Genomic DNA, 16,662 nt, shown 5'->3' on the forward strand with positions numbered 1-16,662 from the left:
TATTATGAATTGCGTTTTTTGGATTTTAAGATTAAATAGTAAGACATGATCACTAGTAATATTGTGATGATTGAAATTTGTACGAGCATATAAACCGTGCCGAACTTTTGAGTAATAAAACCAATAATTGGATTTACGATCATGGTTGCCAAACTAATGGAAAAGGAAAGGCCTGAAATAAAAGTGGCTCTAGACTCGTCCTTAACCCATAGATTTAACATTTCCATAACGATTGGATCTAAAATATCCACTGTAATATATAGCATCCCAATCCCAAGTAAGAAAAGGTAATGATTCGTTTGAATTTGAAAAAGGCAGCCAATAACCAGCAGGTTTGAAATCATCAGTATGAGTTTTTTATAACTAAGCTTTGAGAATCGATAAGCCTGTGTTGCTACAATTCCGCCAATAAAACTGAAAATCATAAAGATAATTCCATTAGCAGCGGATGAAAATCCTAATTTTGACACATAAGCGGGTAGCAATGAAAAAACAGCATTGACCATCGCCACAATTAATGTCGTAAAAATAAACATAAAGAAGACGTTTGAAGCATTTAACATCTCTTTAAAAACGGTTAGGATACTCATAAGACTGGGACTAGAGTCGATTTCTTTATTATCTTGGGAAGGGTTATTGGTGTTTTTAATCGTCAATAGGACGATTAAACCTAAAACCAACATTAGTGATTGCATCAGATAGGGCAAAAATAGTTGGATGCTATAAAAGTAGCCGCCTAAGAAAGTTGCCAGTCCCGTTGCAATCGCTGTAAATAATTGCATTTTCCCTCTTATTTTGCCATACTGCTTTTCTTTGCCCTCATCGCGAATCGCTTCATAAAAAAGGGCATCGTCAGCGCCGCTTAATAGTGCGTTGCCAACACCTTCCGCAATAAATGAAATCAATAAAAAAATAAAACCGGTAGTCTTTGTTAATAACAAGATTGAAAATAGCATCAATGGGGAAATCGTGAGGATTAATAAACCGGTCATCACGATGCTTTTCTTTTTGAACAGATCGCCAAGAATACCGCTTGGAATTTCCGCAGCAAACTGAGAAAAAAGAAACAATGATTGCAGAAAAGCAAACTGAACAAGACTAAATTTTAAAAATTGCACTAAAAAAATAACATTAACAATTCGTGTAAAGCGAAGTTGTGTGAATATTGAATAAAGGTAGTACTTTAGTACCACATTTTGTTTGGCCATGGTCAACCCGTTTCTAAATATCTCGTTATTTATGTATTTATGACTAAAAATATAATCAATATTTAATTATATTATCATTTAAGGGGAAAGTGTCAACTCATTTTTAATTGTTACTTGGATTGATGAGTGAATTTGCATTAATTTCAAAACCCGTTATTAAAATGGTCGAGCATCGGCCCATTAAAATTGCGTAAGAATTTTTGTTAACGTTTCCATGCAACCTAGCATTTTTACCTAGAGCGTGTAAAATTGAAAGTGGTAAAACGTATTCATAATGATAATAGAGGAGTGTTTTCATGAACGAACAAGCTTGTACAACCATTTTAGTAGGAAAAAAAGCCAGTGTTGATGGCTCTACAATGATTGCCCGGAACGATGATACTTTTATGCCCATTACACCACAAAAGTTTATTGTCCATCCAGCGGTCCACGGTCGTAACGAAACGTTAACTTCTGGTAAGAACGGCTTTACAGCGCCACTACCAGCTGATGGTTACCGCTACCAAGGGGTGCCTAACATCGAAGTTGCTGAAAAGGGTGTCTTTGAAGAAAATGGTTTTAATGAAAAAAACGTCGGCATTTCCTCAACTGAAAGTGTCTACGGTAACGAACATACGCTAACTTTCGATCCATTTATCAAAAATGGGTTGGCTGAGGATTCACTACCAACGATGGTTATTCCATTTATCAATTCCGCTAAAGAAGGGGTGCAATATTTAGGCCAATTGATTGCTAAATATGGCTCGCCTGAAGGTAACGGAGTCTTGTTCAATGATAAGAATGATGTTTGGTACATGGAAATTGTGACTGGTCATCACTGGGTTGCACAACGGATTCCAGACGATGCTTACGCGGTCGCTGCAAACCAAGTGGCTATCCAATGGATCGATTTTGATGATTCGGACAACTTCATGTGGTCAGATGGCATTCGCGAATTTGTTGACGAACATCATTTGAATCCTGACAAGGAAGGCTTTAACTTCCGGCATATCTTCGGGACTGACAATGAAAAAGATCGTCACTACAATACGCCACGTGTTTGGTACGGTCAACATTACTTCAATCCAGAAATCGAACAAGATCCACAATCAAGTGAATTACCATTCATTTGCCATGCCGCAAAGAAGATTTCAGTTGCGGATGTGGAATATGTTTTAGGCTCACATTACAATGAAACGAAGTACGATCCATTCACTGATTCACCAGAAGGTAAAAAATTCCGGCCAATCGCGATGAATCGGACGCAGAATTCACACGTGATGCAAATTCGGAATGATGTTCCAGAAGATCAAAGTGCCATTATGTGGATGACTTTCGGGATGCCAGCCTTTGCACCATATTTGCCATTCCATGCGAATGTTTCTGAAACTGATGCTAGTTTTGCAAATACGCCATTAACGTATGACCGGAAGAGTGCTTACTGGTTATATCGGACGGTCTCAATGATTGTGGAATCGCATTATGCGGACTTTGTGCAAGAAGACATTGATTACTTGAAGGAATGTCGGATGGCATTAGGCCAATTCGTTGCCGAAACGGATGCTAAAGCGGCCAAATTATCTGGTGAAGAATTAACCAAATTCTTGACGGCTCAAGATAAGGTAATGGTTGCCGACATGCGTGATAAAGCCGAAGACTTAATTGGTCGTTTGATTACTAAAGGGTTAACTTTATCGAAATTGACTTACAATGTCGATATCAATCTTTAAAATTTTCGTTTTGTCGTTAAGTGTGTATAATTAAGGTACTAATCCAAAGGGGTGATCTGAAATGGATGAAAATGTTTTATTTAATCCGGGTGACGCAATTTCCGAATCCCATGATTATAACGAAGCGCTACGTAGTGCAGATATTTACAACGCGCAACAAGGCCGCAAACGCGGGCTTTTAATTGCCAAACCGCTTGAAGAAGATCAGGGTTATTCGGTCTTTTATGCGGATGATCTCATTTCGGCGGATGGTCCTAAGCCAGACGCACGCAAGTATCACGTCGAAAAACGCTTATAAATAGGCGGCGCCAAACGGAGATTCATTCCGGTTGGCGGACGTTTAACGATAAATAGTTAAAGTAACAAAAAAATCTCTCTTAACTGGTTGTGCTAACCAGCTAAGAGAGATTTTTGGTTACCTTGAAGTCGAGACTTACAGGTTCCCAGTATCTTTCAAACGTTTTTCTAATAAATAAGCATCCATATAGCCAAATGAGAGTTCGACCACTGCGTCTAAATCGATCATGGTTCCCACCCGGTTGATCTGATTATCGTCTTCAATGTTGTAGAAGATAAAGTGACCATTGGTGACGGTGCCTGGATAACCAGTCATGTCGGGCAGCATCGGATTGTCGGTCGTTAAATGCAACAAGTTATTGAAGTTGCCCGCCTGACGCAGGATGGCTTCAAATAAATCAATCGTTGGATCGAATAACCGTTCATCATTTAACACGGGTTGCACGCTTAATTCAAATTGTTGATTCAGTTCGATGAAGCCGCGCATAGTTTGTAAATAATCTGATTGAATAGTCACTGATTCAATTAATGATCGCCGGCACAAGGTGTAGCCACCAAATTGTCCGGTCATATCGATCAAATTGATCACAACACTGTCGGCATTCAGCGCATTCACAAAACCAACGAAGAACATCTCTGAACCGTCAGCGGAGCGAATCGCAATGAGTTCATGATTCGCTTGAGCATGAACTAAGGTGTCATTAGTCGCCTGTGCACCAGTGACCTTGATGGAATCCACGTGGTGATAAGCCGTTTTGACATAGGCACTTTCAAGCAAGAGCTCGTTGCCACGGAATTCAATGATATTGACGGCGTCATAATTAATGGCGCTAGTTTTTTGTTGTTGATAATTAAATTTATCAAAGGCTTTAAATTCGAATTCTGATTCCGCCAAGCTTTGGACTTGGCCCTCTAAATAATTGTCACTGATCGTAGTAACTAACAAAATGACTTGCTTTTGCGTTAAAGCACTCGCCAAAATTTGCGACAATTCGGCGTGTTCGGCGTTGAAATGGACCGGTGACTGTGGCACGGTACTCAAGTTTTCGTCACCAGCATTTTCGATGCGAAAGGCCATGTTGTCTAAATCCTCGCTCATCATTTCCACTTCATCAATGACCCGGTAGCGCATGAAGACGGCGCCGTCTTGGAGCCCGGCATCGTCATAGGTATTCAGGACGACGCCATCGGGTGCCAGACTATCAATATAGCCGGTGTAAACCACATCGCTGTTGGCTTGATAAAGATTGATGAGATGGGCCTGTTGCTCGGCCAGTTGTAAATCTTCCATAATTGAACTCATCTGTCTAACCCCCTTCATTGTTATCGTTTAACTATAGCACGTTTTACTAGGGAACCGTTGCTTTTAGTCCGTTTTATGGTGGTTAACAAGGTGAGGATACTTGCAATATATCTAAAAGATATATATACTAATGAAGCTCTAAAAGTTAGGTGGCAAAATATGTATGAATTATTTGTTTTAGGTCAGTTGATGGATCGACCAATGACCGGCTACCAGTTGCGCAAAGCGTTGGTAGGGGTGGTTGGGCAAGAGTTGACGATTAGTTTCGGGGCACTCTATCCCTTGCTAGATAAACTGGCAGGTGCCGGGGACTTAACGTTAGATTTCAAAACGACCACGAGTAAACGACCCCAGAAAGTCGCAACGCTCACTGCTAGTGGTCGGCAACACTTTTGGGCACTAGTGCTCGCGCCCGTTGCGCTGAATAAGCAGACTCAACTGACGTTCCAGATTAAGTTGAATTTTTTACATTTGTTGACACGTGACCAGCAACTTAGCGTGTTGACTGATTTTCAAGCGTTTGCGCAAGGTCAACTAACACGATTAGCCACGCAAAAATCGCATTTGCAGCATAACGCCCATATGTTGGCGGCGGATATTGCGGATGCCTTGTTAGCAACGTCACTCCAAGAACAACGTGCGCAGGTCCAATTTGATTGGATCACTGCGCTAATTCAAGCAAAGAGGGCAAAAGAATTATGAAAGTAACATCATTTGCGGCTGATCCGCAAATTCAAAAACGGCGTTGGTGGATTTTGATTGCCGTTTGTCTATTTACGTTTATGTCGACCTTGGATGGCAGTATCGTCAACATTGCCTTGCCCGTGATGAGCAAATCGTTGTCGATTCCCATGAACCAAGCCGAATGGGTCGTTTCAATTTATTTGATTATTATTTGTGCGCTATTGTTATTATTCGGTAAATTAGGCGATTCACACGGCAAGATTCGGATCTTTAAGATTGGGTCCGTCCTATTCACGATTGGCTCATTATTGTGCGGATTTAACTCTGGTCTAGGCATGTTACTAGCGGCTCGGAGTATCCAAGCAGTGGGCGCAGCGATGACGATGAGTGCCAATAATGGGATTATTACCGAAGTCTTTCCGTTCCAGGAACGTGGTCGCGCGTTAGGGATGATTGGTTCATTCGTGGCCCTCGGTAGTATCGCCGGTCCTGGGATTGGTGGGCTGATCCTGGCCCATTTGAGCTGGGGGTATATTTTCTGGATGAACGTCCCAGTAGGAATTTTAGCTATTATTTTAGGGCAAGTGATCTTGCCAAAAGATATTACGATGAGTAAGCAGCCGATTGATAAACCAGGCGCCATATTGTTCGCGGTTATGATGGTCAGCTTGTTTGCAGGCGTCTTTATTGGGCAACAAATTGGCTTCACTAAACCGATTATCTTAGGGGCTTTTGCGATTGCGTTAGTGGCGACCGTCGTCTTTGTACGCGTCGAACTGCATCATGATAATCCTATTTTAGCGTTACAACTCTTCAAGAATTCACGCTTCTCGATTAGTATTCTCTGTGCCTTTCTGATTTTTGTAGCGAACTTCTTCTTTAATGTGATTTCACCATTTTATTTGGAAAATGCCCGCGGATTGGCCGCTAACTACGCTGGCTACGCCTTAATGACCTTCCCAATTGTGCAAGTGATCGTGGCACCAATTGCTGGGGCGATCTCCGATAAAATTGGCCCAGAATTATTGACGTTCATTGGGTTAGTGTTGATTTCATTAAGTCAGATTGGCTATATGTTTGCGGACCTGACTACCCCGTTATGGTTCTTCATGTTCTTTATCGGGTTAGTCGGCTTCGGTAACGGGGTCTTCCAAGCGCCGAACAACTCAATCGTGATGAGTTCGGTTGAAGTGAAAGACCTTGGAGTTGCCGGTGGAATCAATGCCTTAGCACGTGAGCTCGGCATGATCATCGGGATTTCCGTGGCAACGACGGTGCTATACGATGCCATGAGCAAGTCGGCTGGTTATAAAGTCACGTCATACTTGCCAGCTCATCCTGAAATCTTTATCGACGGGATGCGCGTGGCGTTCATGGTGTCATTGGTCATCTGTTTGGTTGCAACGGGAATCACTGGCGTTCGGCTATTACGGCGTCGACAACAAGCTTAAACTTAGTTGCCTAATTAGACACAAAAGCAGGTCATGGAAAGTCAAAACTTTCCATGACCTGCTTTAGATATCAGACTGTTATCGTAGCCTGTTTAAAGGCAACCTAATCACTCAGTTAAAATTCTCGCTTAAATAGCCGCTTCAGACTGGCGAAGAACCCAACTAAGGCCACTAAGATTAAACCTAACAAAGAAGCATGATTGGATTGCTCATTTGTTTGAGGTAATCCAGATTGCTTCTGTTGAACTGATTGAGCCGCAGTTTGATGTGAACCAGTAACATTAGCTGTTTTAGTAAGCTTTACGGATGCTGCCGCACTAGTTGTCGTCTGCTTTGGTAGACGGACAGGTGTTGCGGTCGTCTTGGATTCAGAAGCAGCTGGCGCAGTTAACTTAGTCATCGTTGCTGACTTAGTTTCGCCAGACCGAGTCATCATCGTTGGTGTCGCTGGTTGTGCCACTTCACTGGTTGGTGTCGTATTGGTTACGCTAGTTGTTTTAGCTGGCGCCATGCTCATGACACGCTTAGGCGTCGTTGAAGTTGCGGCACTTGCAGTGCTAGTAGCCGTGCTAGTCGTTGTGCTGGTAGCTGCACTAGTAGCCGTGCTCGTAGCGGTGCTAGTCGTTGCACTTGTCGCCGCACTAGTAGCGGTACTCGTTGCCATGCTGGTTGTTGCACTAGTAGCGGTACTCGTAGCTGCACTAGTCGTTGCGCTGGTAGCTGCACTAGTCGTTGCGCTGGTAGCTGCACTAGTTGTGGCACTCGTAGCCGTACTCATCGCACCGCTCGATGCGCCGGATGTGGCAACTGGTGAGTAAGTCACGGTTTCAAATTCGTCTGGTGTTGTTTCAGCCACCGCAGCTTCTGCTGGAATAGCAGTTGTATTTGGCGTGAAATTGCTAATCATTGGTGGTGTGACCACACCAAAGGCATCCGTATTTGTGGCGACCCATGGCCCATAGGTGACATCGCCAGTAACCATGTCACGTACAGCGTTCCGATTAAAGGTAATCGTTTCTACCGTTGGTGTCGCAACAGACTCATCAGCTTTGTTGACGTAGCTAATTGTACGGGTGACGTCATTTTGAAGGGTCACGCCGGTTGGCAAATCTGCTGTCGTAGGTGTTAAAGTTTCCGTCTTATGTGCTAATTCAATTTCGTAAGTCTTAGTTGGTGTTGGATCACCAAACAATGACCCAGTCGTTGGATAATTATCCGCGACTAATTGATAACCTTCCGCTTCATAATTGGCAATTTGTGTCGCTGGATCATAACTAGTTGTACTCTTATAAGGTTCAGAAAAGCCATTAGCTGTTATGACTCGACCAGTCGTGACATCAAAGTATTGAATGGTCCGTGTTAGCGTATTCGTGTTATAAACATAATTAATCTTGCCTGGAGTGGTAGATAACGTCCCACTAGTTGGCACAGTCGTAGGTAATACGGCCGCTTGTAAAAGCGTATATCCGGCGACTGTTAAAGGCTGACTTTGATAAGCAGCGCCTACATAACCATTAATGGTGGTGCTTGGTGCAATGGCGTTACCGTCCATATCAATGTAGTTTACCGTAATCGGAGCAGCTGGCTCTTGAGCAAACGTGAAGGTCAAGGCTTGTGGATCTTGTGTGTACGTCCCAGTTGGTGAACTACTCTTTTGCGCGTCAAATGAATATCCAGAAATTTTAGTTTGAGGCGTCAGATCATAGGCAGACCCAATCGTGGTCCCTTGGAACAATGCGGTTGGTTGAAGGGCAGCCCCAGTTTTAGCGTCCACATATTCGACGGCTACTTCGGGATTTGTTAACCAGTAAGCAGGTTGATAAACCATAATATCGTATTCAAAGTCCGTACCGTTTGGATAAGTGTGTTCAACGAAGTTGGTATCCAATTGGGCCGCAGTGGTCAAATTGTAGTAACCACTTAAACCATAAGCGAACCAGTTAGCGTTTGGCACGGTTTGGTAAGGGGTCGGAATTTCAAATTCGCCATTACCCAAGCTTGTCAAGGCAACTTCTGGATGGTGAGTCGTATCATTTGCGGCTTGCGTCGCACTACCACTCAAAGTGACGGCATAATGACTCGTCATTGAAGTCCCATCGGGGGCAGTTAATGGTAACGCGGTGAAGATACCGGGTTGGCCGTCGACAAAGAATACCGGTTTCGTATCGTAATTGACGCGTTGACCTAATGCAGAAAATAGCACTGGCTTCGTAAAACCACTTAATGATGAGAAGTCGGTTAAGGAGTTATCTGACAAATTCATGTTTACTAGGTGAGTTGAAGTCTGATCAATGGCAGTTAACCATGGCGCAATTTCTGCTAATTGTGAATTCGTCATCCCATCTGGAATACCTTGATAAACACTCATGTTCATCACAGTCGAACCATTTAGTTGAAGCGACACAATTGTCGATGGATCAATTCCTAACAATGGTTGGAGATTCATTGCCGCCATATCGTCAACATCAATGGTCAAATCGCCAAAACGGTCACCTTCCAATGGTGTTAAATCAAAGGTTGGTGATGTCAAACTAGTATAGAAGTCAATCAACGTTGTCTTTGGCAAACATTGTAAGTACTGCATCCCGGCTAATGATGTCGTAATTTGTAGTGGCACGTTCGTCGTCCCGATAGTCAAGGTTGACCCGCTATAGTTTCGAATGTCACCTAATGTGATGGGACCATAACTATGCATATCAAATAAGACGTCTGCTTCAACAGCCGGATCAGCAAAGGTAATGACCGTCGAATCTGGTAATGCAGCTAAACCGGCTGCTGAATTGCTACTACTCGTTGATGCTTGACTCGCGGTACTAGTTGCTGCACTGGTTGCGGCGCTTGTTGCCGTACTCGTTGTTACGGTTGTTGTCACGGTGCTAGTCATGGTACTAGTCGCGACGCTGGTTGCTGCACTAGTTGCCATACTCGTTGTCGCACTTGTCGCGGTACTCGTTGCCGTTGTGCTTGTTGCGGCACTAGAAGCGGCACTTGTTACCGTACTCGTTGTTGCGGCACTGCTGGTTGAACTGGTTGCGGCCGAGGTTGTCGTTGTCGTGGCTGAACTGGTCGCAGTCGAAGCAGTTGTCGAAACTGAACTTGTGGCAACCGAAGTTGTTGGTGCTACCGAACCAGCTGAACTAACTGCTGTGCTAGAACTCGTGGAACCAGCCGATTGAAGGGCAACTGAACCCGTACTTGCTGCCGTACTAGTTGTCACTGAACTTGTTGCTGATTGTGGCGTTATCGTTGCCGTAGGGGTAGTCGCAGCGGCTACAGGTAAAGTCCATAATACCGCTCCTAAACCAACACTACTCCCAAGTAAAACTAACCGAGTTTCCCAAGTTCGTTTGAACTGTTGTCGCTGGTTTTGTTTTGTAATTCTTTGTATTTGTTGTAATTTAGTTAAACGCATCGTCTAAGCGACCTTTCCGAAAGACAATGAATTTTTAGCAATTGTGGTTTTAGGCTTACATGTGATAAGTCCTAACTTGGCTGTATCGACTCATTGCTTTCAAGTCTGGTGTACCATGATTCAGCGGTCACCTCAATTCTCAAGCTTGTACACGCAATGCTTGAATCGATTTTTTCGCCTTTTTCGTTAGTAAGGTTTATTTTATACTGAGTCTGCAGGCGTTCCATCACTATCTTGTCTGAAAAATAAGACAGCGGCTGGACTATTTTCAAGTACAACCAACTGGGGCTAATATAAGGAAGCAAAAAAGAGTTGATCACGGTATCGTGATCAACTCTTATAGCAGTCAAAGTTTCTATGACCTGCTTTAAATATTAGACTGTTGTCACAGCCTGTTTAAAGGCAACCTAATGACTCAGCTAAAATTCTCGTTTGAATAGCCGTTTCAGACTAGCGAAGAATCCAACTAAGGCTACTAAGATTAAACCTAACAAAGAAGCGTGATTGGATTGCTCATTTGTTTGAGGTAATCCAGCTTGTTTCTGTTGAACTGATTTAGCCGCAGTTTGATGCGAACCAGTAACATTAGCGAGCTTTACGGATGCCGCCGCACTAGTTGTCGTCTGCTTTTGTAGACGGACTGGTGTTGCCGTCGTCTTGGATTCAGAAACAACTGGCGCAGTTAGCTTAGTCATCGTTGCTGACTTAGTTTCGCCAGACCGATTTATCAGCGTTGGTGTCGCTGGTTGTGCCACTTCGCTGGTTGGTGTCGTGTTAGTTACGCTAGTTGTTCTAGTTGGCGTCATGCTCATGACACGCTTAGGCGTCGTTGAAGTAGCCGCACTCCTGGTACTAGTAGCCGTGCTTGTAGCGGCGCTAGTTGTTGCGCTGGTAGCTGCACTAGTTGTTGCGCTGGTAGCTGCACTAGTTGTTGCGCTGGTAGCTGCACTAGTTGTGGCACTAGTAGCGGTACTCGTGGTCGTGCTAGTCGTCGCACTAGTGGCTGCACTAGTTGTGGCACTGGTAGCTACACTAGTAGCCGTGCTCATCGCACCGCTTGATGCGCCGGATGTGGCAACTGGTGAATAAGTTACGGTGTCAAATTCGTCCGGTGCTGTTTCAGCCACCGCAGCTTCTGCTGGAATAGCAGTTGTATTTGGCGTGAAATTGTTAATCATTGGTGGGGTGACTACATCAAAAGCATCCGTATTTGTGGCGACCCATGGCCCATACGTGACATCACCAGTAACCATGTCACGTACGGCATTCCGATTAAAGGTAATCGTTTCTACCGTTGGTGCCGCAACAGATTCACCAGCTTTGTTGACGTAACTAATCGTGCGAGTGACGTCATTTTGAAGGATTACGCCGGTTGGCAAATTTGGTGTCGTAGGTGTTAAGGTTTCTGTCTTATGTGCTAATTCAATTTCATAAGTTTCAGTTGGCGTTGGATCACCAAACAATGACCCAGTTGTTGGATAATTGTTTGTGACTAATTGATAACCTTCCGCTTCATAATTGGCAATTTGTGTCGCTGGATCATAACTAGTTGTGCTCTTATAAGGTTCAGAAAAACTATTAGCCGTTAAGGCGCGACCAGTCGTGACATCAAGATATTGAATGGTCCGCGTTAACGTATTTGTGTTATAAACGTAATTGATCTTGCCTGGAGTGGTAGATAACGTCCCGCTAGTTGGCATAGTCGTAGGTAATACAGCCGCCTGTAAAAGCGTGTATCCGGCGACTGTTAAAGGCTGACTTTGATAAGCAGCGCCCACATAGCCATTAATTGTGGTGCTTGGTGCAATAGTGTTACCGTCCATATCAATGTAGTTTACCGTAATCGGAGCGGCTGGCTCTTGGGCAAACGCAAAGGTCAAGGCTTGTGGATCTTGCGTGTACGTCCCAGTTGGTGAACTACTCTTTTGCGCGTCAAATGAATATCCGGCAATTTTGGTTTGAGGCGTCAGATCATAGGCGGACCCAATCGTGGTCCCTTGGAACAATGTTGTTGGTTGAAGGGCAGCACCGGTTTTTGCGTCCACATACTCGACGGCTATTTCGGGTTTTGTTAACCAGTAAGCAGGTTGATAGACCATGATATCGTATTCAAAATCCGTACCGTTTGGATAAGTGTGTTCAATGAAGTGGAGATTGATTGGGGTCTTACCATCAAACTCGTAGTAACCGCTCAAACCATAAGCGAACCAGTTAGCATTTGGCACAGTTGGGTAAGGGGTTGGAATTTCATACTTGCCATTACCCAAATTTGTCAAGTCAACTTCTGGATGGTGGGTCGGATCATTTACCGCTTGAGTCGCACTACCACTTAAAGTAACGGCATAGTCACTCGTCAGTGAAGTCCCATCGGGGGCAGTCAATGGTAATCCGGTGAAAGTACCAGGTTGGCCGTCGACAAAGAATACCGGTGTTGCATCATAATTGACCCGTTCACCTAATGCAGAAAATATCACTGGCTTTGTAAAACCGCTTAATGGTGAAAAGTCGGTTAAGGAGTCATTTGACAAGTTCATGTTGATCAGATGAGGAGAGGTCTTATCGATGGCGGTTAACCATGGCGCAATTTCTGCTAATTGTGAATTCGTCATGCCGTTTGGGATATTTTGATAAACACTCATGTCCATCACAGCCGAACCATTTAATTGCAGCGACGTAATTGTTGTTGGATCAATTGCTAATAATGGCTGAAGGTTCATTGCTGCCATATCGTCAACATTAAGAGTGATTCGGGTATAGCGATCATCTTCCAATGGTGATAAATCAACAGTTGGTGATGTCATATTAAGATTGAGGTCAATCAACGTTGTCTTTGGCAAACATTGTAAGTACTGCATTCCGGCTAATGATGTCGTGACATCTATAGGAACTTCGTACCCTGTTCCAATCAGAAAGGTCGACCCACTATAGTTTCGAATGTCACCTAATGTGATAGGGCCAGTAACGTTCAAATGAGATAAGACGTTTGCTTCAATAGCCGGGTCAGCAAAGCTAATGACCGTCGAATCTGGTAGCGCAGCTAAACCGGCTGCAGAATCGCTACTGTTCGTTGATGCTTGACTTGCTGAACTGGTTGCAGTGCTTGTTGCCGTACTCGTTGTTGCGGTTGATGATGTTGTGCTCGTTGCAGTGCTTGTTGCCGTACTCGTTGTTGCGGTTGATGATGTTGTGCTCGTTGCGGCACTAGCAACTGTACTTGTCGTTCCAGTTGTAGATGATCCTGCTGACGCTGCACTGCCATTAGACCCAGTGCTCCCAAAGTTCACATTTCCGGAAGTAACCGTTAATGTTGGAAGAACGAAGGTTATGCCACCACTGCTGACTTGTGAAGTTGTTGCAGTTGAACCCGTTTGACTGGCACTACTGGTTGTTGCGGTTGTCGTGGCTGAACTGGTCGCAGTTGAGGTAGTAGTTGTCGTCGCTGAACTCGTAGCAACCGAAGTTGTTGGTACTACCGAACCAGCTGAGCTAACTGCTGTGCTAGAACTCGTTGAACTAGCTGATTGAAGGGCAACTGAACCGGTACTTGCTGCCGCACTAGTTGTCACTGAACTCGTTGCTGATTGTGGCGTTATCGTTGCCGTAGGGATTGTCGCCGCGGCTACAGGCAAAGTCCATAATACCGCTCCCAAACCAACACTACTTCCAAGTAAAACTAACCGAGTTTCCCAAGTTCGTTTGAACTGTTGTCGCTGGTTTTGCTTTGTAATTCTTTGTATCTGTTGTAATTTAGTTAAACGCATCGTCTAAGCGACCTTTCCGAAAGACAATGAGTTTTTAGTAATTGTGGTTTTGGGCTTACATGGGATAAGTCCTAGCTTGGTTGTGCCGACTCATTGCTTTCGAGTCTGGTATACCATGATCCGATTAGTACCTCAATTTGCAGGCCTGTACATGTGCCGCTTGATTCAATTTTTTTCGTCTTTATAGTTAGTAAAATTTATTTTTCCTTGGGTTTTCAGGTGTTACATCGCTATCTCGTCCGAAAAAACGAGATAGTGGCTGAACCATTTTTTGCCACAAACAACTGGAACTAATATAAGAAAACAAAAAAGCTGACCACGGTATCGTGATCAACTCTTATGTACTTAGCCACGGAAATAACCATAGCTTCCTAAAATCACAAGCACGTAACCTGCGGCGATAACGAGCGAAAGTAGCATGCTACTTCCTTGTTGGAAGCCACGGGCCTTGCAAAACCGTAGACATCCACTCGTTAAAGTTGCTAAGGCAAATCCAATTAGCACAACACTTGCAGTGCGGCCCCATTTGCCTAATAGGGCACAACCGATACTGATAATCGTTAAACCAACGAAAAGTAACAATCGTCGTTGACCAGTCAGTTTTTGTTGCATAAAATCATCCCACCATAATTAGTTGACGCATTAAATATTCTGCTTAGTAAAATTTTACCATTTTGGAACTAAGCTTGCCAAGGTGTTTTGCGGAACAATTTTGTTTTTAGTAGAAATTTAAGGGATATCACTTAACAAACTGTAGTGGTTCTATTCTAAATAATTGTGTAATGGCCGTCTCCATGGACCAGCACGTTCACCGTGGAGGCAGACCTGTAGCCAAAGTTCGGTCTACAGGGCGATTTCAAGCCGAAAGTCACGTCTTAAAAGTCGGCCAGACACTAACCTGGGTAAGCTCGCCCAGCTAAGTGTCTTGACACGGTGAACATACTGGTCCACTCCGACGTCAGATAGTGGCTATTTGTAAGCTATCTGATGTGATCCAATTAATATTAAGGTTCGTTAATTAGCGCAGGGCGGGCTGGATGATGCTCAGTGGTGAAATTTTCCTTTGCTGGTGAATTTCCAGCTTAGGAAAAGCCCGGCTTGTGAGCCCGACCTTTGGCTCACAAACGTGGCCACCACGTTCCAGCATCAAGCCAGACCAACCGGAGCGACATATTATGCGGATACTTCTAAATACAGACAGCTGTACTGAATGTCACAAAACATCACATGTGATTAGTAAAAGTCACTAAATTAACTTATTAATTATTGGATAATTGCAAAAAATCTGTAGCGGATTAAAAAATAATAAGATATTTTCATAATTAATGTTATAATTTCTTACATCAAGTGGTCTGGATAGGAGTTGTAATTATGAGTGCTGCAAATTCAACGTTCTTAGTTTTGTCTAGTATATTGGTATTGTTCATGACACCCGGCCTAGCGTTTTTCTATGGCGGGTTAGTCACCAAGCGGAACGTTGTGAATACGATGTTATCAGTATTCATGATTTGTGGCTTGGCAATTTTGCTCTGGGTGTTAGTGGGCTACTCACTTTCTTTTTCAGGTGATTTTGGCGGCGTCGTTGGGGATTTGAAGGCAATCTGGTTGCACGGCGTGGATCTGTCGGCATTAACGCCAACCAAGATTCCGACTGGACTGTATATGATTTTTGAAATGATGTTTGCCATCATCACACCAGCACTGTTCGTTGGTGCGGTCGTTGGTCGGATTCGATTTAAGTTCTTGTTATCCTTCATCATTTGCTGGTCCATTTTGATCTACTATCCTATGGTTCATATGGTTTGGGATAACGGCTTTTTGGCTCATCTCGGTGTGATTGATTTCGCCGGTGGAACGGTCGTGCATATTAATGCTGGGATTACCGCGCTGGTGTTGTCAGCATTCTTAGGACCGCGTTACAACTATAGTAAGGGGAAGCCACAGGAACATTACAACATTTTGTGGGTACTCTTAGGTACGGTTATTCTCTGGATTGGCTGGTATGGGTTCAATGCGGGTTCGGCGTTAGCGATGAATGGCATTGCCGTTCAGGCCTTCTTGACAACGACCGTAGCGACCGCGACTTCCATGATGACGTGGATGGTCATTGATATGATCACTAAAGGTAAACCAACGTTGGTTGGTGTTTGTACCGGGACGCTCTGTGGCTTAGTTGGGATCACACCGGCTTGTGGGTATGTGACGACTAGTGGGGCTTTCTGGATTGGGCTGATTGCCACGATGACAAGCTATGCCTTCATCACATTGCTCAAGCCACGCTTAGGCATTGATGATGCTTTGGATGCATTCGGCTGTCACGGAGTTTCTGGAATCATGGGTAGCATTATGACGGGGCTATTTGCCACCAAAGCTGTTAACTCAACGATCACGACCAATGGGTTATTTTACGGCGGTGGGTTTAAACTCTTTGGCCTACAATTACTTGCGACAGGCTTCACGATTGCCTTTACGACGGTACTTTGTATCGGAATCATCGTAATTTTGAAGCGGGTCGTGAAGATGCGAGTCGATGTCGACGAAGAAAAACTCGGTTTGGACCAAGGGGAGCATGGGGAAGTTGCGGACTACACCGTGCCAATGAGTTCCGAACTGACCGATATTCAGAATCATAGCAATGAATTTCAAGGTCAACTGGCTAAATTAATGAATAATCATCAACGCTTTCGGTGAAAGTGGTAAAGTGATGAGTCTGGGGTTTCTGACCAGGCTTATTTTTTTATACTTGAAAATTTTTTATTTTTTTAATTATGATGAAACTGCTTGGTCCTTGCTCGTCCTTAGTGGGGCTAGCAGTAAAATATTAATTGTTTTATAAA

Annotated in this window: 10 protein-coding genes; 5 read left to right on the forward strand and 5 right to left on the reverse strand. The window is 43.9% G+C overall.

All coding sequences use genetic code 11. The features are described 5' to 3' along the window. Positions 1 to 2: 2 nt before the first annotated feature. Positions 3 to 1,208 (reverse strand): MFS transporter, encoded by a 1,206-nt coding sequence (locus tag RA086_RS01505; protein WP_308702164.1) that lies wholly within the window; start codon positions 1,206 to 1,208, stop codon positions 3 to 5. Between the two features lie 296 nt (positions 1,209 to 1,504). On the opposite strand from RA086_RS01505, the gene RA086_RS01510 reads away from it, so the two are divergent. Together RA086_RS01510 and RA086_RS01515 are read left to right on the forward strand one after the other, a co-directional pair. Further along, the gene (locus RA086_RS01510; RefSeq protein ID WP_308702165.1) at positions 1,505 to 2,917 is read left to right on the forward strand and encodes a C69 family dipeptidase; all 1,413 of its coding nucleotides are present in this window, start codon (positions 1,505 to 1,507) and stop codon (positions 2,915 to 2,917) included. Positions 2,918 to 2,978: 61 nt separating this feature from the next. Further along, a complete protein-coding gene (locus RA086_RS01515; protein WP_308702166.1) occupies positions 2,979 to 3,215 on the forward strand; it encodes a hypothetical protein in 237 nt (78 codons plus the stop codon). 135 nt (positions 3,216 to 3,350) lie between these two features. Here RA086_RS01515 and RA086_RS01520 read toward each other — a convergent pair whose 3' ends face one another. Further along, positions 3,351 to 4,517, reverse strand: coding sequence for a hypothetical protein (locus RA086_RS01520; RefSeq protein ID WP_308702167.1), 1,167 nt, complete (start codon positions 4,515 to 4,517; stop codon positions 3,351 to 3,353). 159 nt (positions 4,518 to 4,676) lie between these two features. Between RA086_RS01520 and RA086_RS01525 the strand changes: the two genes are divergently transcribed. Beyond that, complete coding sequence (locus tag RA086_RS01525) at positions 4,677 to 5,219, forward strand: PadR family transcriptional regulator (protein ID WP_308702168.1); 543 nt, start codon at positions 4,677 to 4,679, stop codon at positions 5,217 to 5,219. Next, on the forward strand, positions 5,216 to 6,652 hold the full coding sequence (locus RA086_RS01530) for an MFS transporter (RefSeq protein ID WP_308702169.1): 1,437 nt from the start codon (positions 5,216 to 5,218) through the stop codon (positions 6,650 to 6,652). Before RA086_RS01525 ends, RA086_RS01530 begins: the two co-directional genes overlap by 4 nt. Positions 6,653 to 6,767: 115 nt before the next feature. On the opposite strand, the gene RA086_RS01535 is transcribed toward RA086_RS01530, so the two are convergent. The 3 genes from RA086_RS01535 to RA086_RS01545 form a co-directional block, all read right to left on the reverse strand. Continuing rightward, positions 6,768 to 10,064, reverse strand: coding sequence for a MucBP domain-containing protein (locus tag RA086_RS01535; RefSeq protein ID WP_308702170.1), 3,297 nt, complete (start codon positions 10,062 to 10,064; stop codon positions 6,768 to 6,770). Between the two features lie 419 nt (positions 10,065 to 10,483). Then, the gene (locus RA086_RS01540) at positions 10,484 to 13,825 is read right to left on the reverse strand and encodes a MucBP domain-containing protein (RefSeq protein WP_308702171.1); all 3,342 of its coding nucleotides are present in this window, start codon (positions 13,823 to 13,825) and stop codon (positions 10,484 to 10,486) included. Positions 13,826 to 14,170: 345 nt separating this feature from the next. After that, positions 14,171 to 14,437 (reverse strand): hypothetical protein, encoded by a 267-nt coding sequence (locus RA086_RS01545; protein ID WP_308702172.1) that lies wholly within the window; start codon positions 14,435 to 14,437, stop codon positions 14,171 to 14,173. 759 nt (positions 14,438 to 15,196) lie between these two features. Between RA086_RS01545 and RA086_RS01550 the strand changes: the two genes are divergently transcribed. After that, entirely contained in the window at positions 15,197 to 16,516 is a 1,320-nt protein-coding gene (locus RA086_RS01550; protein ID WP_308702173.1) for an ammonium transporter, read from the forward strand. The last annotated feature ends 146 nt before the right edge of the window (positions 16,517 to 16,662 follow it).

Source organism: Lactiplantibacillus brownii, assembly GCF_031085375.1.
Taxonomy (GTDB): Bacteria; Bacillota; Bacilli; order Lactobacillales; family Lactobacillaceae; genus Lactiplantibacillus; species Lactiplantibacillus brownii.

Coding starts and splice junctions, on each gene's coding strand:
- RA086_RS01505 (WP_308702164.1), bottom strand. CDS start 1,208: ATGGCCAAACAAAATGTGGTACTAAAGTACTACCTTTATTCAATATTC.
- RA086_RS01510 (WP_308702165.1), top strand. CDS start 1,505: ATGAACGAACAAGCTTGTACAACCATTTTAGTAGGAAAAAAAGCCAGT.
- RA086_RS01515 (WP_308702166.1), top strand. CDS start 2,979: ATGGATGAAAATGTTTTATTTAATCCGGGTGACGCAATTTCCGAATCC.
- RA086_RS01520 (WP_308702167.1), bottom strand. CDS start 4,517: ATGAGTTCAATTATGGAAGATTTACAACTGGCCGAGCAACAGGCCCAT.
- RA086_RS01525 (WP_308702168.1), top strand. CDS start 4,677: ATGTATGAATTATTTGTTTTAGGTCAGTTGATGGATCGACCAATGACC.
- RA086_RS01530 (WP_308702169.1), top strand. CDS start 5,216: ATGAAAGTAACATCATTTGCGGCTGATCCGCAAATTCAAAAACGGCGT.
- RA086_RS01535 (WP_308702170.1), bottom strand. CDS start 10,064: ATGCGTTTAACTAAATTACAACAAATACAAAGAATTACAAAACAAAAC.
- RA086_RS01540 (WP_308702171.1), bottom strand. CDS start 13,825: ATGCGTTTAACTAAATTACAACAGATACAAAGAATTACAAAGCAAAAC.
- RA086_RS01545 (WP_308702172.1), bottom strand. CDS start 14,437: ATGCAACAAAAACTGACTGGTCAACGACGATTGTTACTTTTCGTTGGT.
- RA086_RS01550 (WP_308702173.1), top strand. CDS start 15,197: ATGAGTGCTGCAAATTCAACGTTCTTAGTTTTGTCTAGTATATTGGTA.